Origin of the sequence: Pantoea sp. USHLN298, assembly GCF_037149395.1 — a bacterium.
Taxonomy (GTDB): domain Bacteria; phylum Pseudomonadota; class Gammaproteobacteria; order Enterobacterales; family Enterobacteriaceae; genus Pantoea; species Pantoea astica.
On the sequence record NZ_JBBCRO010000002.1, the window covers coordinates 369,384 to 390,143 of the forward strand.

At 53.9% G+C, this 20,760-nt stretch carries 19 protein-coding genes and 2 tRNA genes; 10 read left to right on the forward strand and 11 right to left on the reverse strand.

Annotated elements, in window-relative coordinates; genetic code table 11:
• The first annotated feature begins 139 nt into the window (after positions 1 to 139).
• Positions 140 to 2,827, forward strand: a complete 2,688-nt coding sequence (gene adhE / locus WFK59_RS06370) for a bifunctional acetaldehyde-CoA/alcohol dehydrogenase (RefSeq protein WP_233988025.1) — start codon at positions 140 to 142, stop codon at positions 2,825 to 2,827.
• A gap of 71 nt (positions 2,828 to 2,898) precedes the next feature.
• On the opposite strand, the gene tdk is transcribed toward adhE, so the two are convergent.
• The gene (gene tdk / locus WFK59_RS06375; RefSeq protein WP_094120539.1) at positions 2,899 to 3,519 is read right to left on the reverse strand and encodes a thymidine kinase; all 621 of its coding nucleotides are present in this window, start codon (positions 3,517 to 3,519) and stop codon (positions 2,899 to 2,901) included.
• Positions 3,520 to 3,923: 404 nt separating this feature from the next.
• Between tdk and hns the strand changes: the two genes are divergently transcribed.
• A complete protein-coding gene (gene hns / locus WFK59_RS06380) occupies positions 3,924 to 4,331 on the forward strand; it encodes a histone-like nucleoid-structuring protein H-NS (RefSeq protein ID WP_233988024.1) in 408 nt (135 codons plus the stop codon).
• Positions 4,332 to 4,428: 97 nt separating this feature from the next.
• On the opposite strand, the gene WFK59_RS06385 is transcribed toward hns, so the two are convergent.
• The 5 genes from WFK59_RS06385 to rssA form a co-directional block, all read right to left on the reverse strand.
• Complete coding sequence (locus WFK59_RS06385) at positions 4,429 to 5,436, reverse strand: NAD-dependent epimerase (RefSeq protein ID WP_336755324.1); 1,008 nt, start codon at positions 5,434 to 5,436, stop codon at positions 4,429 to 4,431.
• A gap of 14 nt (positions 5,437 to 5,450) precedes the next feature.
• Positions 5,451 to 6,791 carry a UDP-glucose dehydrogenase family protein gene (locus WFK59_RS06390; protein WP_233988022.1) on the reverse strand — a complete coding sequence of 447 codons (1,341 nt, stop codon included), beginning with the start codon at positions 6,789 to 6,791 and terminating at the stop codon, positions 5,451 to 5,453.
• Between the two features lie 22 nt (positions 6,792 to 6,813).
• On the reverse strand, positions 6,814 to 7,722 hold the full coding sequence (gene galU / locus WFK59_RS06395; RefSeq protein WP_094120536.1) for a UTP--glucose-1-phosphate uridylyltransferase GalU: 909 nt from the start codon (positions 7,720 to 7,722) through the stop codon (positions 6,814 to 6,816).
• A gap of 193 nt (positions 7,723 to 7,915) precedes the next feature.
• Positions 7,916 to 8,932: a two-component system response regulator RssB gene (gene rssB, locus WFK59_RS06400; protein ID WP_094120535.1), complete on the reverse strand. Its 1,017-nt coding sequence runs from the start codon at positions 8,930 to 8,932 to the stop codon at positions 7,916 to 7,918.
• Between the two features lie 99 nt (positions 8,933 to 9,031).
• The gene (gene rssA / locus WFK59_RS06405) at positions 9,032 to 9,937 is read right to left on the reverse strand and encodes a patatin-like phospholipase RssA (protein WP_233988020.1); all 906 of its coding nucleotides are present in this window, start codon (positions 9,935 to 9,937) and stop codon (positions 9,032 to 9,034) included.
• Between the two features lie 96 nt (positions 9,938 to 10,033).
• Between rssA and WFK59_RS06410 the strand changes: the two genes are divergently transcribed.
• The 5 genes from WFK59_RS06410 to xthA all read left to right on the forward strand — a co-directional run bounded on the left by WFK59_RS06410 (position 10,034) and on the right by xthA (position 12,726).
• Positions 10,034 to 10,489 (forward strand): YchJ family protein, encoded by a 456-nt coding sequence (locus tag WFK59_RS06410; protein WP_233988019.1) that lies wholly within the window; start codon positions 10,034 to 10,036, stop codon positions 10,487 to 10,489.
• Between the two features lie 57 nt (positions 10,490 to 10,546).
• Complete coding sequence (gene purU, locus WFK59_RS06415; protein ID WP_233988018.1) at positions 10,547 to 11,395, forward strand: formyltetrahydrofolate deformylase; 849 nt, start codon at positions 10,547 to 10,549, stop codon at positions 11,393 to 11,395.
• A gap of 144 nt (positions 11,396 to 11,539) precedes the next feature.
• Positions 11,540 to 11,624, forward strand: a tRNA-Tyr gene (locus WFK59_RS06420).
• A 41-nt stretch (positions 11,625 to 11,665) separates the two neighbouring features.
• Positions 11,666 to 11,750, forward strand: a tRNA-Tyr gene (locus WFK59_RS06425).
• 169 nt (positions 11,751 to 11,919) lie between these two features.
• Positions 11,920 to 12,726 carry an exodeoxyribonuclease III gene (gene xthA / locus WFK59_RS06430; RefSeq protein WP_336755326.1) on the forward strand — a complete coding sequence of 269 codons (807 nt, stop codon included), beginning with the start codon at positions 11,920 to 11,922 and terminating at the stop codon, positions 12,724 to 12,726.
• Between the two features lie 45 nt (positions 12,727 to 12,771).
• On the opposite strand, the gene WFK59_RS06435 is transcribed toward xthA, so the two are convergent.
• The 3 genes from WFK59_RS06435 to WFK59_RS06445 all read right to left on the reverse strand — a co-directional run bounded on the left by WFK59_RS06435 (position 12,772) and on the right by WFK59_RS06445 (position 15,740).
• Positions 12,772 to 13,080, reverse strand: coding sequence for a YnjH family protein (locus tag WFK59_RS06435; RefSeq protein ID WP_233988016.1), 309 nt, complete (start codon positions 13,078 to 13,080; stop codon positions 12,772 to 12,774).
• Complete coding sequence (locus WFK59_RS06440; RefSeq protein WP_233988015.1) at positions 13,077 to 14,993, reverse strand: DNA topoisomerase III; 1,917 nt, start codon at positions 14,991 to 14,993, stop codon at positions 13,077 to 13,079. The genes WFK59_RS06435 and WFK59_RS06440 overlap by 4 nt, the downstream gene beginning before the upstream one ends.
• A gap of 195 nt (positions 14,994 to 15,188) precedes the next feature.
• Positions 15,189 to 15,740 (reverse strand): NAD(P)H nitroreductase, encoded by a 552-nt coding sequence (locus WFK59_RS06445; RefSeq protein WP_233988014.1) that lies wholly within the window; start codon positions 15,738 to 15,740, stop codon positions 15,189 to 15,191.
• Between the two features lie 174 nt (positions 15,741 to 15,914).
• Here WFK59_RS06445 and sppA point away from each other — a divergent pair, with 174 nt between their 5' ends.
• The 3 genes from sppA (at position 15,915) to pncA (ending at position 19,517) form a co-directional block, all read left to right on the forward strand.
• Positions 15,915 to 17,777 (forward strand): signal peptide peptidase SppA, encoded by a 1,863-nt coding sequence (gene sppA, locus WFK59_RS06450; RefSeq protein ID WP_233988013.1) that lies wholly within the window; start codon positions 15,915 to 15,917, stop codon positions 17,775 to 17,777.
• Positions 17,778 to 17,878: 101 nt separating this feature from the next.
• Positions 17,879 to 18,892, forward strand: coding sequence for an asparaginase (ansA, locus tag WFK59_RS06455; RefSeq protein ID WP_233988012.1), 1,014 nt, complete (start codon positions 17,879 to 17,881; stop codon positions 18,890 to 18,892).
• Between the two features lie 16 nt (positions 18,893 to 18,908).
• Positions 18,909 to 19,517 (forward strand): bifunctional nicotinamidase/pyrazinamidase, encoded by a 609-nt coding sequence (pncA, locus tag WFK59_RS06460; protein ID WP_233988011.1) that lies wholly within the window; start codon positions 18,909 to 18,911, stop codon positions 19,515 to 19,517.
• A 423-nt stretch (positions 19,518 to 19,940) separates the two neighbouring features.
• Here pncA and WFK59_RS06465 read toward each other — a convergent pair whose 3' ends face one another.
• Positions 19,941 to 20,222, reverse strand: coding sequence for a YeaC family protein (locus tag WFK59_RS06465; protein WP_233988010.1), 282 nt, complete (start codon positions 20,220 to 20,222; stop codon positions 19,941 to 19,943).
• A 5-nt stretch (positions 20,223 to 20,227) separates the two neighbouring features.
• The gene (gene msrB, locus WFK59_RS06470) at positions 20,228 to 20,638 is read right to left on the reverse strand and encodes a peptide-methionine (R)-S-oxide reductase MsrB (RefSeq protein WP_159859181.1); all 411 of its coding nucleotides are present in this window, start codon (positions 20,636 to 20,638) and stop codon (positions 20,228 to 20,230) included.
• Positions 20,639 to 20,760: the final 122 nt, after the last annotated feature.

The window sequence follows — 20,760 nt, forward strand, 5'->3', positions numbered from 1 at the left end:
TGCTGTGAGAGCAGACTAGTTTAGTAAACAGTTGAAAATCCGGGCGTTCTGGCCCAATCCGACGCGCTAGCCAGGCGGGACTATACTCAGGACGCAGGATTGTTTACTAAAAAAGTTTAACTTCCTTCAGGAGAACACCATGGCCGTTACTAATGTCGCTGAACTTAATGCACTGGTTGAACGTGTAAAAAAAGCACAGCGTGAATACGCCAACTTTTCCCAACAACAGGTTGACGCCATTTTCCGTGCTGCCGCGCTTGCCGCCGCAGATGCCCGAATTCCCCTTGCTAAAATGGCCGTTGCCGAATCCGGCATGGGCATCGTCGAAGATAAGGTGATCAAAAATCATTTTGCTTCTGAATATATCTATAACGCTTACAAAGATGAAAAAACCTGCGGTGTGTTAGCCACCGACGACACCTTCGGTACCATCACTATCGCTGAGCCTATTGGTTTGATCTGCGGTATCGTTCCGACCACTAACCCCACTTCCACCGCCATTTTTAAAGCCCTGATCAGCCTCAAAACCCGTAACGGCATTATCTTTTCACCCCATCCTCGTGCCAAAGACGCCACCAATAAAGCGGCGGATATCGTGTTGCAGGCAGCCATCGCGGCCGGCGCACCTAAAGATATTATCGGCTGGATTGATGCCCCTTCAGTTGAGCTCTCTAATCAGTTAATGCATCACCCTGACATCAACCTGATTCTGGCAACCGGTGGTCCAGGCATGGTGAAGGCGGCTTACAGCTCCGGTAAACCTGCCATCGGTGTCGGTGCCGGTAATACACCTGTAGTGATTGATGAAACAGCCGATGTGAAACGCGCTGTCGCCTCTATCCTGATGTCGAAAACCTTCGATAACGGTGTGATCTGCGCCTCTGAGCAGTCAGTGATTGTGGTTGATTCGGCCTATGATGCGGTGCGTGAACGCTTTGCCAGTCACGGCGGCTATATGCTGCAGGGTGCTGAGTTAAGTGCAGTGCAGAACATCATTCTGAAAAACGGTGGTCTGAATGCCGCCATCGTCGGTCAGCCAGCGTTTAAAATTGCTGAGATGGCGGGCATTACCGTTCCTCCGAGCACCAAGATTCTGATTGGTGAAGTGCAGCTGGTGGACGAGTCTGAGCCTTTTGCCCACGAAAAACTGTCACCGACGCTTGCGATGTATCGGGCGAAAGATTTCCACGACGCGGTTAATAAAGCGGAAAAACTGGTGGCGATGGGCGGCATCGGTCACACCTCCTGTCTCTATACTGACCAGGACAACCAGACTGAGCGCGTGCACTATTTCGGCGACAAAATGAAGACCGCACGTATCCTGATCAATACCCCGGCTTCTCAGGGCGGTATCGGCGACCTCTACAACTTTAAACTGGCACCTTCTCTGACGCTGGGTTGTGGTTCATGGGGCGGTAACTCCATCTCTGAAAACGTCGGTCCGAAACATCTGATCAATACCAAAACTGTCGCCAAGCGAGCTGAGAATATGTTGTGGCATAAACTTCCTAAATCCATCTACTTCCGTCGGGGCTCTCTGCCAATTGCGCTGGAAGAGGTGGCTACGGATGGCGCCAAACGTGCGTTCATCGTCACTGACCGCTTCCTGTTCAACAACGGCTATGCAGACCAGGTGATCCGCGTACTGAAAGCGCACGGCGTTGAGACAGAAGTGTTCTTTGAAGTGGAAGCTGACCCGACGCTGAGCATCGTGCGTAAAGGCGCAGAGCAGATGAATAGCTTCAAACCTGACGTGATTATCGCGCTGGGCGGCGGTTCACCGATGGATGCGGCGAAAATCATGTGGGTGATGTACGAGCATCCGGAAACGCATTTTGAAGAGCTGGCGTTACGTTTCATGGATATCCGTAAACGTATCTACAAATTCCCGAAAATGGGCGTGAAAGCGCGCATGGTAGCGATTACCACTACCTCCGGTACCGGTTCAGAAGTGACGCCGTTTGCGGTCGTGACCGATGATGCTACCGGCCAGAAATACCCGCTGGCTGACTATGCATTAACCCCGGATATGGCGATTGTCGATGCCAACCTGGTGATGGATATGCCGCGTTCGCTCTGCGCCTTCGGCGGTCTGGATGCGGTTACTCACGCTCTGGAAGCCTATGTTTCAGTGCTGGCGAATGAATACTCTGACGGTCAGGCGTTGCAGGCACTCAAATTACTAAAAGAGAATCTGCCCGCCAGCTATGCTGAAGGTGCGAAAAATCCGGTAGCGCGTGAACGTGTGCACAATGCAGCCACCATCGCCGGTATCGCCTTTGCCAACGCCTTCCTTGGGGTTTGTCACTCCATGGCGCATAAACTGGGTTCAGAGTTCCATATCCCGCACGGCCTGGCTAACTCGCTGTTAATCGCCAACGTCATTCGCTACAACGCGAACGACAACCCGACTAAACAGACTGCTTTCAGCCAGTATGACCGTCCGCAGGCACGTCGTCGCTACGCAGAAGTGGCCGACCACTTAGGCCTGTCGGCACCGGGCGACCGCACCGCGCAGAAAATTGAAAAACTGCTGGCGTGGCTGGATGAGCTTAAAACCCAACTGGGTATCCCAACCTCTATTCGCGAAGCGGGTGTGGCAGAAGCGGACTTCCTGGCGAAAGTGGATAAGCTGGCAGATGATGCCTTTGATGACCAGTGTACCGGCGCTAACCCACGTTATCCGCTGATTGCTGAGCTGAAACAAATTATGCTGGACACCTATTATGGCCGCGAATTTGTTGAGCCCTTCTCCAGCGTCGCTGAAGCCGTGGCCGAACAGCCAGTTAAAGGCGTGAAAGTCGAGAAGAAAGCGAAAAAAGTCTGACCGATGCGTTCTGACCGATAAGTAAATAAAAACCCGCTGCGGCGGGTTTTTTTATGCCTGTCACCACACCATCAGTTGAGCGGTGTCTGAGCGCCATAGATCGCCTGCAACGACCCCTGCTCTATCGCCTGTTTGTAATGTTTGCGACACACCGAGATATAGCGTTCATTGCCCCCAATCACCACCTGCTCTCCTTCGCTAAAGGGTTTACCCTCGCTGTCGAGCCGCAGCACCATGCTGGCTTTGCGGCCACAGTGGCAAATTGTCTTCAGCTCCACCAGCTTGTCTGCCCATGCCAGCAGATACTGGCTACCGGTAAACAGCTCCCCGCGGAAATCTGTTCTCAGGCCATAGCAGAGCACCGGGATGTCGAGATTATCCACCACGTCGGACAGGGCTTTGACCTGCTCACGGGTCAGGAACTGACTCTCATCGACCAGCACGCAGTGAATAGCCTGCGCAGCATGTTCGCTGGCGATATCGCGGTAGAGCGACGTCTCTGCGTTATAGAGCAAGGCAGGCGACGAGAGACCAATGCGGGAGCTTACCGTGCCAGCGCCGAAGCGGTCATCAATTTCCGCGGTATAGACCAGCGTCCGCATACCGCGTTCCTGATAGTTATAAGAGGACTGAAGTAAGGCGGTCGATTTTCCTGCATTCATCGCAGAGTAGTAGAAATAGAGTTGAGCCATAGCAGCGGGTTCTTCATCAGGACTAAACGGAATGGCGCGCATATTAGCATAAAGTGCCGCCAAACCGAGGGGATTGGCCGCTGAATAGTGATCAAACGGAGCCGCATTGCTGGCATACCGTCGCCCTGCTGGCTTCACGGCGCGCAGCCGGGCTGGGTTTAGCCAGCCACCGCAGGCGGCAATTTTCACCCCCTTCATTAATGTATTAAATTTACTTCTTTTAAAACCGGTGAAGAAATAGTCTTAAACAAGGAAAAAGTAAATTTCTCTGAAGCATGACTTTTGTTTCGACTCTATTTATATATTTACTGACGCTATATTTTTTAAATTGTGTTGAAGTTATTTATTACCGCCTCTACTATTGTCGGGCAAAACAACTTTTTTATTATTCAGAGACCAGGACAATGAGCGAAGCACTAAAAGTTCTTAATAATATCCGTACGCTGCGTGCCCAGGCCAGAGAGTATCCGGTAGACTCGCTGGAAGAGATGCTGGAAAAGCTTGAAGTGGTGGTAAAAGAACGCCGCGAAGAAGAGTCGCTGACTCAGGCGGAAAGTGCCGAGCGCGCACGTAAACTGAATCAGTATCGTGAAATGCTGCTGGCGGATGGCATTGACCCGAATGAATTGCTTAGCTCTCTGTCAGATATGAAGGGTGCAGGAAAAGGTAACCGTTCAGTACGTCCGGCAAAATATCATTACGTTGATGAAAAAGGCGAATCCAGAACCTGGACCGGTCAGGGCCGCACACCCGCCGTGATTAAAAAAGCGCTGGAAGAACAAGGCAAACAGCTGGACGACTTTTTACTTTAATATCCCTAACCTCGCTGAAAATCAGCGGGGCTGACGCTGAAGGTAATAAGCGTTAAACGAAAAAAAAGGAAGCGCTGGCTTCCTTTTTTATTTTGCATCAGACCTGATAAAAATCCCGATACCAGTCAACAAAGCGCTTCACGCCCTCTTCCACGCTGGTCTGTGGCTTAAAGCCAATTGCCTTAAACAGCGCTTCCGTATCTGCGCTGGTCTCCAGCACATCACCCGGCTGCATCGGCATCAGGTTCTTGATGGCCGTAATACCCAGCGCTTTCTCGATGGCTTCAATATAGCTCATCAGCGTTACCGGCTGGCTGTTACCGATATTGTAGACGCGGTAAGGTGCCGAACTGGTGGCTGGCGAGCCGTTTTCTACCGTCCACTTTTCATCCGCCTCGGGAATAACATCCTGCAGGCGAACAATGGCTTCAGCAATGTCATCAATATAGGTGAAATCGCGTTTCATCTGGCCCTGGTTATAAACATCAATCGCTTCACCGGCAATCATCGCCCGGGTGAATTTAAATAATGCCATATCCGGCCGGCCCCACGGACCATAAACGGTAAAGAACCGCAGTCCGGTCGTCGGCAACTGGTAGAGATGCGAGTAAGTATGTGACATTAACTCGTTGGCTTTCTTGGTCGCCGCATATAACGAGACCGGATGGTCAACGCTATCTTCGGTTGAGAAAGGCATTTTACGATTCAGGCCATAAACAGAGCTGGAAGAAGCATAAAGCAGATGTTCGATTTTATGATGGCGACAGCCCTCAAGAATGTTGAGGTGACCAATCAGGTTGGCATCGGCGTAGGCATGTGGGTTGTCGATGGAATAGCGAACGCCTGCCTGAGCGCCTAAATGAATAACGCGCTGGAATGAATGCTGCTGAAACAGTGACGCCATAGCGTCACGGTCAGCCAGATCCATTTCAATAAAGCTAAACGCAGGATCGGGTTTGATCAGGTTAAGGCGAGCATGCTTAAGATTTACGTCATAATAATCATTCAGGTTGTCGATTCCGACAACCTGGTGACCGGCGGCCAGCAGACGTTGGCTAACATGAAAACCAATAAAGCCTGCGGCGCCGGTGACCAGAAAGTTCATAAATCCCTCGTTAATTACGCAATTTGAATAGACGCTCCGCGGCCGATTGCATAATAAACGAATCCGCGTTTGCTGGTACGCTCTGGATCATACAGGTTACGACCATCAAAAATCACGGGTTCTTTCAGTGCATTTTTGATGACGTCAAAGTCAGGCGCACGGAAGTTTTGCCACTCCGTACAGATGACCAGGCCGTCAGCGCCCTGCAGTGCCGCTTCTTTGGTTCCCATCAGCTTCAGATCGCTGCGGTGACCGTAAATGCGCTGCGCTTCATCCATTGCTTCCGGATCGAATGCCTGAACAGAGGCACCCGCTTCCCACAGCGTTTCCATCAGTACACGGCTGGAGGCTTCACGCATATCGTCAGTATTCGGCTTGAATGACAGACCCCAGAGCGCAAAGGTCTTGCCGCTCAGATCGTCACCGAAATGGCGCTTGATGAAGGTTGGCAGCTTGGTCTTCTGGCTGTCATTGACATCTTCCACCGCCTGCAGCAGGCGAGGCTTGTAGCCGATAGACTCAGCGGTACGGATCAGCGCCTGCACATCTTTCGGGAAGCAGGAACCGCCGTAGCCACAGCCCGGATAGATGAAGTGGTAGCCAATGCGGGGATCGGAGCCGATACCCTGACGGACTTTTTCAATATCCGCGCCTAAGCGCTCAGCCAGGTTGGAGATCTCGTTCATAAAGCTGATTTTGGTCGCCAGCATGCAGTTCGCGGCGTACTTGGTCAGCTCTGCGCTACGGATATCCATCATGATCATACGATCGTGGTTACGGTTAAACGGCTCGTAGAGCTCGCGTAACAGTTCAACCACTTCGTCATTATCGGTGCCGACAACGATGCGCTCAGGACGCATGCAGTCATTCACTGCCGCGCCTTCCTTGAGGAATTCAGGGTTCGAGACCACATCAAAAGTGATGTTAGCATCACGCGCCTGAAGCGCTTCCGTCATCACAGCACGTACTTTGTCTGCTGTGCCAACCGGAACGGTTGATTTGTCGATAACCACTTTGTGATCGTTCATGTATTGCGCAATGGTGCGCGCTACAGCAGTCACATATTTCAGATCGGCAGAGCCGTCTTCATCCGGGGGCGTACCGACTGCAATAAACTGCATAACACCATGGTTTACGCCCATTTCAGCATCAGTGCTGAACTTGAGACGACCCGCTTCGTAATTTGACATTACCAGCGGCGTTAAACCTGGTTCGAAAATAGGAATGATGCCTTTTTTCAGATTTTCGACTTTCTTTTCGTCGACATCAATGCAGAGAACGTCATGTCCGACTTCGGCCAACACCGCAGCCTGAACCAGACCGACATAGCCGATACCAAATACAGTGACTTTCATCGAGTTATCCTGTGTTTATGAATTACTTTTTGTTGCCAACTGCGCCATCGAGCCATTCAGAAAAATCTTTGCCCAATACCGGATGACGAACACCGTACTCAACGAAAGCCTGCATGTAGCCCAGTTTGTTACCGCAGTCATGGCTCACACCTTTCAGGTGATAAGCTTCAACGGTCTCTTTTTCCATCAGCATAGCGATAGAATCAGTCAACTGAACTTCGCCGCCTGCACCTGGAGGCGTTTTTGCCAGCAGTGGCCAGATGTCAGAGGAGAGAACATAACGACCCACTACGGCCAGGTTTGATGGCGCTTCTGTCGCTTTAGGCTTCTCAACCACACCGACCATAGGTGCGCTGTCGCCTGGGTTCAGTTCTGCGCCCTGGCAATCGACCACACCGTAAGCGGTTACGTCAGCAACCGGCTCAACCATGATCTGGCTGCGGCCAGACTCTTCATAACGGCTCAGCATCTCTGCCAGGTTATCTTTGGTTGGGTTAGATTCGTATTCGTCGATGATGACGTCTGGCAGGATGACCGCAAAGGGCTCATCACCGATCAGTGGGTGTGCACACATTACAGCGTGACCCAGACCTTTAGCGATGCCCTGACGGACCTGCATGATGGTGACGTGTGGCGGACAGATTGACTGGATTTCATCCAGCAGCTGACGCTTAACGCGTTTTTCCAGCATAGATTCCAGTTCGAAGCTGGTATCGAAGTGGTTTTCGATGGCGTTTTTAGAGGAGTGGGTCACCAGAACGATTTCGTTGATGCCCGCAGCAATACACTCGTTAACGACATACTGGATTAACGGCTTATCAACCAGCGGTAACATCTCTTTCGGAATTGCTTTAGTGGCTGGGAGCATGCGCGTACCCAGACCCGCTACCGGGATTACCGCTTTTTTTACTTTGGACTTATAGGCAGACATTAAGATACCTCTCTTATAGGCCGTTCAAGTTAATACTTGATATGTCGGTTTAAATTCGGAAATGAGTATATCAGTTAGTATCGAACGGATTTATCCTGGAAGAACTGAAACCGTCGAAATTAAGACTATTACCCAAGTGTAAAGCTAACTTCTGGCCCTGTCTCCAGCGCCAGATTAAATTAATTTTTGTGGTTTATTCTTCAGCCGATAACATCAGGCGAATGCGTCCGCCCGCGCCCCAGACGTGGCATTGCCAGTTATCTGCGCGCTGGCTGATCTGGTTAAGATGGGTGCTTCCCATCGTGCCAAGCGGGACACCATTACTGAGCTGAATCTGATGGGCATGAACATGCAGCGTGGCGTTTAAACCGGCTGAAACCAGGATGAGATTTTTTAAACCACGATGGTAGTAACCCACCAGTAACGGGAACTGGCCGCTGAGGTTGGCCTGACGCAGCAGCAGATTGACCTGTCTGAGCAGACCATTGAGCTCCGGTAACCGCTGTTTTTGCCCTGACAACTGCTCCTGCAACAAGCCATTGAACAGCGCCCGCAACAGAAGCGCAGCCAGCACGCCATTGTCGCCAGCCCGGGTTACATCCAGACAGTAAAACGCCAGGTCTTTATCAGAGAGGGCTGCGATATCGAGCACCAGACCAGGCTGCTCGGCCATGGTGAGCTGGCGATAGTTGACCCGACAGTTCGCAATGGTTTGTTGCACCGGCGGCTGGAGCTGCTTGAGCAACTTGGCGGCGGCTTTCGGATCGCGTACCAGCGCATCCCAGTCCTGGAACAGCTGCTCATCCTCCTCCACTTTAGAGGTGAACATTGAGGGATAGAGGCATTCATAGACCGCTTCACGGAAGCGTTCAAAATTTTTCAGTGGCTTGAGCAGCACATCCTGCACCCCAAGCCGCAGCACATGCGCGATATCGGACATGTTTTCAGTGGCCGAGATGATCAAAATGGGCACCGCATTGCCACGGGTACGGATATGCTCCACGAACTGAATGCCACTCATGCGCGGCATCTCCAGATCGCAAATTATCAGGTCGACAGTATGCTGCTGTAGTTGTGCAATTGCTTCCAGACCATCTTCCGCTTGTAACGTCACAGCACCCATCGATAACAAAAATTGGTCCAGCAACGAACGGAAAACAGCCTCATCTTCGACAATGAGTATCTTTTTGCCGATTAGTGGTTTTTCCATTCTTTCCCCCTGCGTACCAGATATTTCAATAGTGGTTCATAAAACGCAGTTGCGCCTTTCAGAATTGCCCGAAGTAACATCTGTGAATGAACAACCTGATTATCTGCCACGGACCAGTGGTAACAGTTCATCCATTTTCTTCTCAACGGCGGCCTTGCCTGCCTCGATAGCCTCTTCAGCCCGGTGAAAGTCCAGCGTCGAAATTTGCGGACAGACGGGCTGGATCAGGACATCGGGCGGATCGCCTGCCATACGATTTCGCTTCAGGCGATTTTCCAGCACCTGGATAGAGGTGGTCATAATCTCCATCGCTCCCGGTGTCTGGGACGCACGACGCTGGCTAAAATTCACCAGACGCTGTCTCAGCTTTCCGCTCCAGCTCAATGCCACCGCAGCGGCTTCTTCTTCACTGTTCTGAGGTGTCACGGAAAACAGATCCTGCTGCATCAGGTGCGCGTCATGCTGTAGATCAACGGCAATAACAATGTCTGCGCCCAGGGCACGCGTTAACGAAACGGGCACCGGATTGACGACGGCGCCATCCACCAGCCAATACCCATTGTAGCCCACGGGCGGTAATAAGCCTGGCATACTACAGGATGCGCGCACCGCCTGATGTAAATCGCCTTCGGTCAGCCACAGTTCCCGACCGGTACTGAGGTTGGTGGCGACCACGCCAAAGGGTTTACCGCAGGTTTCAATGGTGTCGTTGGGGATTAACTGCCGGACATGATTAAACACCCGCTCGCCGCGCAACAAGCCACCGCGCTGCCACGACACATCCATCAGGCGAATGACATCCCAGTAGCGAAACGCGCTGACCCATTTTTCCATTAGCGGCAAGCGGTTATTGACATAGGCTGAGCCCACCAGCGCGCCGACGGAACAGCCAGCGACGACATCCACTTCAATTCCGGCGTGCTCAAGGGCTTTGATGACCCCGATATGCGCCCATCCTTTGGCCGCTCCAGAACCCAGAGCCAATCCAATTTTTACCTTTCTCATCTGTATCTGGTCCTGCCGTCAATACATAGCGTCACAACGTGGGGTCAGCTAACATAGCGCGCTGGTTATTCCGACTCATTACTCTCAGGAGATCACGTGTCAGACATCTGCCCATGTTGTAGCGGAGAGCAGTATAGCGTATGTTGCGAGCCCTTTCTCAAGGGTACCCAAATTCCTGTTACAGCTGAACAACTTATGCGTTCACGTTATTGTGCGTATGTTCAGCAGAATGCAGATTATCTGGTTGCCACCTGGCATCCTGCCAAACGTCAGCCGGCGCTGGCAGGGCTTTTATCCGAAAGTTTTCCGGGTACCGAATGGCTTAGCCTGAATGTAACTCGTTGTAATCATGGAAGCCATGAGAATGAGGCTTTCGTTACCTTTTTTGCGCGATACCGCGAGAAAATGACCATTCAGGCCATTCATGAGTGTTCACGCTTTCTTCGTGAGGATCAACGCTGGTACTATGTCGACGGAACGACGCCGCCGATTGGCCGCAACGATCGCTGCCCATGCGGCACCGACAAAAAATACAAAAAATGTTGTGGCTGAGCCGCTGACGGCCGCAACGGTTCTACCCTTAAATGCTTTGACAGGACTCTGATTGAGATGCAAGCGCAAACCATGCAAAGAAAAGTTTTACGTACCATTTGTCCCGATGCAAAAGGTCTGATCGCCAAAATCACCAATATTTGTTACAAGCACGAGCTGAATATCGTGCAGAACAACGAGTTTGTTGATCATCGCACCGGGCGCTTTTTCATGCGCACAGAGCTGGAAGGGATTTTTAACGACAACACACTGCTGGCCGATCTTGATAGCGCCCTGCCGCAGGGTTCGGTGCGTGAGCTGCACAGCGCTGGCCGCCGCCGCGTGGTTATCCTGGTGACCAAAGAGGCGCACTGCCTTGGCGATCTGCTGATGAAGAGCGCTTTTGGCGGTCTGGATATGGAGATTGCCGCAGTTATTGGCAACCATGACACGCTGCGTTCACTGGTAGAGCGTTTCGATATCCCGTTTGTGCTGGTCAGCCATGAAGGCCTGACACGTGATGAGCATGACAACCGGATGGTGGAAGAGATCGACCGCTATCAGCCCGACTATGTGGTGCTGGCAAAATATATGCGCGTCCTGACGCCGTCGTTCGTCCAGCGTTACCCTAACCAGATTATCAACATTCATCATTCGTTCCTGCCCGCCTTTATCGGTGCTCGCCCTTACCATCAGGCGTACGAGCGCGGCGTGAAAATTATCGGCGCCACCGCGCACTATGTGAACGACAACCTTGATGAAGGTCCGATCATTATGCAGGACGTCATTAATGTCGATCACAGCTACACCGCCGAAGAGATGATGCGTGCCGGCCGTGACGTCGAGAAAAACGTGTTAAGCCGTGCGCTTTACAAAGTGCTGGGGCAGCGCGTCTTTGTCTACGGCAACCGAACGATTATTCTTTAATCACCCCGGACGCTGAATTGCCTGCAGATTCAGCGCTACGGGCAAAAAGTGGGCAAACAGTTGCTGTTTTGCCGATGGGCGCTTTACACCCCTATCGCATTTGGTATGATGCGCCCCGCTTTAAGACAGAAAGATTCAGGCCATGGTGGGATTCCCGAGCGGCCAAAGGGAGCAGACTGTAAATCTGCCGTCACAGACTTCGAAGGTTCGAATCCTTCTCCCACCACCATCTGAATCTGAATCGTCTTTTTGCCAGCATTAGCTATCCCAGGTGGGATTCCCGAGCGGCCAAAGGGAGCAGACTGTAAATCTGCCGTCACAGACTTCGAAGGTTCGAATCCTTCTCCCACCACCATCTCGCATGTTGCACTCAATTCCCGGACTGATATCAACGCTTCCTGTTCTGCCTGACACGCCCTCACCTTCTGCCCGCTTTTGCACAATCTTCCCCTCTTCTGCCATGACTTTATGCGTAAAAATCGCTACCATTCCAGCCTATTACTCGCTGAAAAATGGTCAATCCCATGAAATTTGTTTCATTCAACATCAATGGCTTGCGCGCCCGTCCGCATCAACTCCAGGCGCTGGTCGAGCAACATAACCCGGACGTGATTGGCCTGCAGGAAACAAAAGTCCACGACGATATGTTTCCGCTGGAAGAGGTGGCGAAGCTCGGTTACAACGTCTTCTATCACGGACAGAAAGGCCATTACGGCGTTGCCCTGCTGACAAAGGTGCAGCCGGTGGCGGTACGCCGTGGCTTTCCCGGTGATGATGAAGATGCCCAGCGCCGGCTGATTATGGCCGAAATCCCCAGCCCGATCGGCGATATCACCGTGATCAACGGCTATTTCCCGCAGGGAGAAAGTCGCGACCATCCAACCAAATTCCCGGCTAAAGAGAAATTTTATCGCGATCTGCAGCGTTTTCTGACCGAGGATTTACCCGCCGATAAACCGGTTCTGATCATGGGTGACATGAATATCAGCAGCACCGATCTCGACATTGGTATCGGCGAAGAGAGTCGCAAGCGCTGGTTGCGTACCGGTAAATGTTCCTTCCTGCCGGAAGAGCGTGAATGGATGGATCGGTTGATGGGCTGGGGGCTGGTGGATACCTGGCGGGCGCATAATCCAGAAACCACCGATCGTTTTTCGTGGTTCGATTACCGCTCGAAAGGATTTGATGATAACCGTGGGCTGCGTATCGATCTGGTGCTGGCGAGTAAAAACCTGGCGTCACACTGCGTTGAGACCGGCATCGATTATGAGATCCGCTGTATGGAAAAACCATCGGACCACGCGCCGATCTGGTCCACCTTTAGCTTCTGACTGCGCGCTGAACTGAAGAACGCGTGGCGCAATGCCACGCGATGCTTATTTAACGATTTTCCAAATCAGATTATTGGTGCCTAACGAATGCTCATCGCGGGCGCACTGCAGCAGTACCCCTTCTGACTTGACTACCGAGCCTTCGCTGTAGTTACGATCCTCAAAGATACAGCATCTGATACAGTCCGGCTGACGCCGTTGCCCCTGGGTCCAGACTTCCGGCGGCAGGTCCACCACCACGTCGGTATTGACGCCATTATCGCTGACCGGTGGCGGCTGATGACGACTGTTAGCCTGCACTGCACCGGCGGTCAGCGACAAAGCCAGTACCATTAATAGTGAATAACGCCTCATTCCGTCTCCTTGACTTTACGCTTTGTTTTGCGCACCGGACGCTTTTGCCCGGTGGACGGTAATCCCCGAAACGCATGCACCGCAGGCTGCTGCCGCGCCTGATGGATCAGCCCGGTCAGGGTCTGCACCAGCGGCTGCATAAACTCATCATAGCGGCAGGCTTTTTCGCTGATGCGGGTCAGGGTCGATTCCCACTGTGCCGTCATATCCGGACGGGCAGCCAGATCGGGTAAAGAGTGAATCAGGGCGCGGCCAGCCTCAGTTGAGTGAATATAGCGCCCCTTTTTCACCAGGAAGCCACGGCGAAACAGCAATTCGATAATGCCGGCTCGCGTCGCTTCCGTCCCTAAACCATCGGTCGCACGCAGCACTTTCTTTAATTCTTTATCCTGAACGAAGCGGGCAATCCCGGTCATAGCGGAAAGAATGGTGGCATCGGTAAACGGGCGCGGTGGCTGAGTCTGCTTCGCCAGCACCTCGCCACGCTCACACAGTAGTTCATCCCCTTTGGCGACCACCGGCAGCGGCATACCATCATTCTCTTCATCACGCTCTTTGTTACCGAGCAGCGCCCGCCAGCCCGCCTCCGCCAGAAAGCGCGCTTTGGCGACGAATTTGCCGCCCGCGATCTCCAGCTCAATGATGCATTTACGGAACACCGCATCCGGGCAGAACTGCATCAGATACTGGCGTGCCACCAGCGCATAGATATTTTGCTCATTTTCGCTGAGCTTTACCGAACCGGCGCGCGCGGTCGGGATGATGGCGTGGTGCGCATCGACCTTTTTGTCATCCCAGCAGCGATTACGGCGATCGGCATCAAAATCCGCCGGTGGCGTCAGCTGCGGCTGATGGGCCTGAATGGCATTCAGGACTGCGTGACGCCCCGCAAAATGCTCTTCCGGCAGATAACGGCTATCAGAACGCGGATAGGTAATTAGCTTGTGGGTTTCATACAGCCGCTGACAGGTATCGAGCACCGTCTGCGCACTCAGGCCGTAACGCTTCGCCGCCTCAATCTGCAGGCTGGATAAGGAAAACGGCAAGGGTGCGCCTTCGTTTTCGCGCTTATCGCTGTAGGCGGTCACCGCTGCCGGCTGGCCGGTAATGCGCGCCACAACGTGATCGGCCAGCGCCCGCTTCAGCAGACGCCCCTCTTCATCCTGCCACGGTTCACAGGCCTCGCTCGGTACCCAACTGGCGACAAATCGTACCTCGTCAGGCGTGACGATATGGGCTTTCACCTCGAAATAATCTTTCGGCAGGAAGTTCTCAATCTCTTCGTCGCGTCGTACCACCAGCCCGAGCACCGGTGTCTGTACCCGTCCCACTGACAGCACGCCATCATAGCCGGCATTACGTCCCAGCAGCGTCCAGGCGCGGGTCATGTTGATCCCGTAGAGCCAGTCAGCGCGCGCACGCGCCAGTGCCGAGACGCAGAGCGGAATAAATTCCCGATTTTCACGCAGGCGGTTAACCGCGCGATCCACCGCCTGTGGATTGAGATCGTTGATCAGACAGCGCTGTACCCGGCTGCGTTTTTCGGCCGGCAGGTTCAGATAGTCGAGCACCTCATCCACCAGCAGCTGACCTTCCCGATCCGGGTCACCGGCATGGACGACTTCACTGGCCTGCGCCAGCAGGCCCTCCACCACTTTTAACTGCTTCGCCACCGACGGGCGCGGCTGGAGCCGCCATTTTTCCGGAATAATCGGCAGGTCGGCCAGCGACCAGCGCGCATAGCGGCTGTCGTAGCTGTCGGGCTGCGCCTGCTCCAGCAGATGTCCGACACACCAGGTGACCACCTGATCGTTACCACAGGCGATATATCCATCACCGCGTCGATGGGGTTTTGGCAGCACATCGGCGATAGCACGCCCAAGACTGGGTTTTTCCGCAATAAACAAACGCATTGAATCAGGTAATCCTTAACATCAGGGAATAACAGGGATAACCGATTGGTAGCTGTCGGCTGCAATCATGGCGGCTATGTTAGCCTGGCAAGACGTCTGGCGTAAGCGTCACAGGCTGGGTTAGCGATCATTCGCACAGGAACCGTTCAATCAGCAGGGCCAGAGAAAGCCCTGCATGGTGGGAAAGGATCGGGATCAGAAGTAACTGACGAAAGGCGCGGTGTCGGGCGGGAGTACCGTGGTGCTGGATTTGAGCTGTGGCGTGCCTAAATAGAGGAAGCCGACAATGGCATCCTGCTCCCGGCAGCCAAATGCCTGACGCACCGCCACGTCGTCAGTCCAGGGGCCGCTGCGCCAGATACCGTTGTATCCCTGTGCTGCCGCGGCCATCTGCATTGCCATCACGGCACAGCTGGCTGAGGCGATCTGCTCCCAGCGCGGTACTTTCGGGTGCGGTTCACAGTGTGCCACCACGGTGATGATCATCGGTGCGCGAAACGGCGACTGACTGGCCTTGTTGATCGCCTTCTCATCCAGTTGTTTATCGCGTGCCGCCTGCTCCAGTAGCTGACTCAGCCGATCGCGCCCCTCATTCTCAACAATAATAAAGCGCCAGGGTTGCAGCGTGCCGTGATCCGGTGCGCGCATACCGGCGCGCAGAATATTTTCCAGCGCCTCGCCGGCGGGTGCCGGTTCGGTCAGACGTGACGCCGAACGACGGTTAACCAGTAACTCCAGTGCATCCATGTTTTTTCTCCCGATCGTATTAATGTTGCAGTAATCCTGGCACAGGCAGATTTTTTGTAACAGTCAGCGGTGAATTCCTGCTGACTTTTAGCACGCTGCTCTTTAGGATGAGCTCGTCGGGGAAGCCTGGTACGCGCGGCGGCCACTTCCGGCTACATGAATATGGAGAGTCTGATGCGCACATTGTGGCGAATAATTGCAGGTCTGTTTCGCTGGACCTGGCGGGTATTAAATTTTGTCAGGGAATTTATCCTGAATATTTTTCTGATTTTGTTGATTGTGGCAGGTGTCGGCATCTGGTTGCAGGTCAGCGGTTCGGGTAACAGCTCGGCACCCATGCAGCAAGGCGCGCTGCGGGTCGATCTCAGCGGCGTGCTGGTGGATAAGCCTTCGGTCAGCAATCGCCTGAGTAAAATTGGCCGTCAGTTGCTGGGTGCCAGCAGTGACCGCCTGCAGGAAAATTCGCTGTTTGACGTGGTCGATGCGATCCGTCAGGCCAAAACGGACAGCAACATCAAAGGTATGGTGCTGGATTTGCGCGACTTTGCCGGTGGCGATCAGCCTTCGCTGCAGTATGTCGGTAAAGCGCTGCGTGAATTCCGCGACAGCGGCAAACCGATTTATGCGCTGGGCGACAGCTATAGCCAGGCGCAATATTATCTCGCCAGCTACGCCAGCAAAATCTACCTGTCGCCACAGGGCGCGGTCGATCTGCACGGTTTCGCCACTAATGGTTTGTATTACAAAACCCTGCTGGAAAAACTGAAAGTCACCTCACACGTGTTCCGCGTCGGCACCTATAAATCCGCGGTCGAACCCTTCCTGCGTGACGATATGTCTCCTGCCGCGCGCGATGCGGATAGCCGCTGGGTGGGTCAGCTGTGGCAGAACTACCTGAATACCGTCTCAGCGAATCGCCAGATTACGCCAGAGCAGCTGTTCCCGGGTGCCACGGCGATGATTGCCGGACTGAACGCCGTAAAAGGTGATACCGCGCAGTATGCGCTGGATAATAAGCTGGTGGATGTGCTGGGTTCCCGTGCCGCCGCCGATCAGGAGCTGGTGAAAACCTTTGGCCTGGATAAGCAGAGCAACGATTATCGCAGCGTCAGCATCTATGACTACAGTGTCAAACCGGCCTCGACGCAGCAGGATGGCAACATTGCGGTGGTGCTGGCCAGTGGCGCGATCATGGACGGTGAAGAGACGCCCGGAAACGTCGGAGGTGACACCACTGCCGCACAAATCCGCGATGCGCGTCTCGATCCAAAAATTAAAGCCATCATTCTGCGGGTGAACAGCCCTGGCGGCAGCGTGACGGCCTCCGAAGCGATTCGTGAAGAGCTGGCGGCCGCCCATGCAGCCGGTAAGCCGATCGTGGTCTCAATGGGCGGTATGGCCGCTTCCGGTGGCTACTGGATTTCAACCCCCGCTAACTACATCGTGGCGAATCCGAGCACCCTGACCGGCTCTATCGGTATTTTTGGCGTGATCAACACGCTGGAAAACAGCCTGGATGCGATAGGCGTGCACACCGACGGTGTCGCCACCTCGCCGCTGGCAGATATCTCCACCACCAAAGCGTTGCCAACCGAAGTTCAGCAGCTCATGCAGCTGACCATCGAAAACGGCTACCGCAACTTTGTTGGTCTGGTGGCGAAGTCACGCAACAGGACGCCGGAGCAGATCGACGCCATTGCGCAGGGTCATGTCTGGACCGGTAGCGACGCTAAGGCCAATGGTCTGGTCGATGCGCTGGGTGACTTTGACGATGCGGTGAAGAAAGCCGGTGAACTGGCGAAGGTCAGCAAACCGCAGCTGAGCTGGTATCAGGATGACCCGAGCTTCTTTGATATGATGCTGAACCAGGTGAACGCCTCGGTGCGCGCCGTACTGCCGGATCCGCTGAAAGCCTGGCTGCCGGCGCCGATGCTGGATGTGATGAGCGCGATGAAAGCGCAGCCCGGACTGTTCGATCACCTCAACGATCCCCAGAACCGTTACGCCTTCTGCCTGAACTGCGGCGACGTGCGGTAAGTCAACATTGCGATAAACCTCGCAGCCCGGCCATGGGTCGGGCTGCATTTCCTCGCCATTCCCCTTATACTGCGCGTTTTACGGCAAGTCTGAGTTCTCTAATGCAAAAGAAAAACATCTACGTAGCCTACACTGGCGGTACCATTGGTATGCAGCGCTCGGCGCAGGGATATATTCCGGTCTCCGGTCATCTGCAGCAGCAGCTGGCTAACATGCCGGAGTTCCACCGCCCCGAAATGCCTGATTTCACCATTCATGAGTATCAGCCGCTGATCGACTCTTCTGATATGACGCCGCAGGACTGGCAGTCTATCGCCGAAGATATCCGTCAGAATTACGATCGCTACGATGGTTTTGTGATTCTGCATGGCACCGATACTATGGCGTTTACCGCGTCAGCCCTCTCCTTCATGCTGGAGAATCTGGCTAAACCGGTTATCGTCACCGGTTCGCAGATTCCGCTGGCAGAGCTACGTTCAGATGGGCAGCAGAACTTATTGAACTCACTCTATGTCGCGGCAAATTATCCGATCAGCGAAGTCTCGCTGTTTTTCAACAATACGCTCTATCGTGGCAACCGAACCACCAAAGCCCATGCCGATGGCTTTAACGCTTTTGCCTCGCCTAACCTCTCTGCGCTGCTGGAAGCCGGTATTCATATCCGCCGCCTGAATACGCCGGCCGCCCCACAGGGTCAGGGCGAACTGATTGTTCACACGATTACGCCGCAGCCGATTGGTGTCGTCACCATCTATCCCGGCATCTCGGCAGATGTGGTGCGCAACTTCCTGCGTCAGCCTGTTAAAGCGCTGATTCTGCGCTCTTACGGCGTCGGTAATGCGCCGCAAAATGCCGAGTTTCTGGCAGAGCTCCAGCAGGCCAGCGAGCGCGGAATTGTGGTGGTGAATCTGACGCAGTGTATTTCAGGCAAGGTCAATATGGGTGGCTACGCCACCGGCAATGCGCTGGAGCATGCTGGCGTTATCAGCGGTTCGGATCTGACGGTTGAGGCAGCGTTGACCAAGCTGCACTTTTTACTCAGCCAGAACCTCTCTGCCGATGAAATACGCGGCAAAATGCAGCAAAATTTGCGCGGCGAACTGACAGAAGACTGAGACGGAGCGACTTGTAATGAAACGCGCACTCATCATTATTGATATCCAGAATGATTTTTGCCCTGGCGGCCCGATGGCCGTTCACCAGGGCGACCAGACCGTTGACATCGCCAACCGTTATGCCCGCACCTTTCATCAGAACGGGGAATGTGTGGTGGCGCTGCAGGACTGGCATCCCGCCGATCACGGCAGTTTTGCCTCAGTCTCTGGCGAACCGGTCTACACGCTCGGCGAGTTAAATGGCCTGGCACAGATCTGGTGGCCCGATCACGGTATTCAGGGATCGGCTGGCGCTGATTTCCATCCCGGACTGGACCGCAGCTTGTTCGATGCGATCTTCCATAAAGGTCAGGATCAGGACGTGGACAGCTACAGCGCCTTTTTCGATAACGGCCATCGCCGTAAAACCGAACTCGACAGCTGGCTGCGCGAACGCGGCATTACCCATCTGGTGATGCTGGGGCTGGCGACTGATTACTGCGTGAAATACAGCGTGCTGGACGCGCTGGAGCTGGGCTATCACGTCGAGGTAGTGAAAGAAGGCTGTCGCGGGGTGAATCTCAACCCTGAGGACAGCGAGATCGCCTTTGCACAAATGACCGCGCAGGGCGCGATTCTGATATGAAAAAAGGCCGCATCACTGCGTAATGCTCGTCAGTTAGGGTTACATTTGCAAAAGCTGTCACGGTCAAACGTGGCAGCTTTTTTTCTGGGCGGGCGTGCGGGCCTGAGCGCCCTTTTTAACCACACACACTGAAGCCTCGGAGCAGGCTGATGCCGATCAGGGGCAGGCAATCCGCAGCGCTGAACATTAGCCATCAGAGTCCGCATGACGCAGGCGAAAGGCGGGGCGTCACAGGATATGCCATCCCCGGCGGTGCGTCAGGCAGGCGAATGAAGTGAAGGAACCGCACAGCGGTGCGAGGAGCGCCAGCCCCTGAGCGGCACCCGACGGCGTTATCACCGGTCGCTTAACTGGCCAGCATTACGGCGTCGTGCCAGTTTTCTGCCAGGATGCGGGTCAGCCATTAGCGGTGACCCGACTCCCTCAGTGCAGCTGGATGCGGGTGACGTCTGAATCGATACCAAACTCTTCTTTGAGTTCTCTTTTCGACTTCGTCACCATCTCACCGCCCTTGCCGATGGTCATGTGTTGCGGGCTGTCGTTATGCCGCGCCTGCCACATCATGACCAGCTGCAGGCAGTTTTCACGCTGCTCCTGCGTCAGCGCTACGCCATCCGGCCATTTACCAATCTCCACCGCGGTCGCCAGTCGCTGATAGACTTCTGGCGTCATTGCGGCAAGCATCGCTTCCAGTTGCTGCTTCATCGCTTTTATCCTTTCGTCTGCTCACCCTGCTCATCGGTGAAATTCAATGAGGCAGAGTTAACACAATAGCGTTCCCCGGTCGGCTGCGGGCCATCCGGGAAGACATGTCCCAGATGCGCATCACACTGACCACAGCGGATCTCAATGCGCTGCATGCCGTGTGAGTCATCTTCAATATAACGAATTGCGTCGTCGCTCACCGGCTGATAAAAGCTCGGCCAGCCACAACCTGAATCATATTTGGTCTCTGACAGAAACAGCGGCGCGTTGCAGACCAGGCAGTGATAAATACCTTCCTGTTTGTTATGCAGCAGTGCGCCACTGTAAGGCGGCTCCGTTCCGCGATGCTGGGTAACATAACGCTGCATTTCTGTCAGCTGCGAAATTTTTGCTTCGGGTGCGGTGTCTTTAGCCATTTTTAAGATTCCGGAAGGGTGCCAATCTGAAAATTTCGACTACTATTCTAACAAATGATCAACATAAGACGGGTCTTTTTTCGTGCTCACCCTTTCAGTCCGACTCTCACAGCCCGGATTTG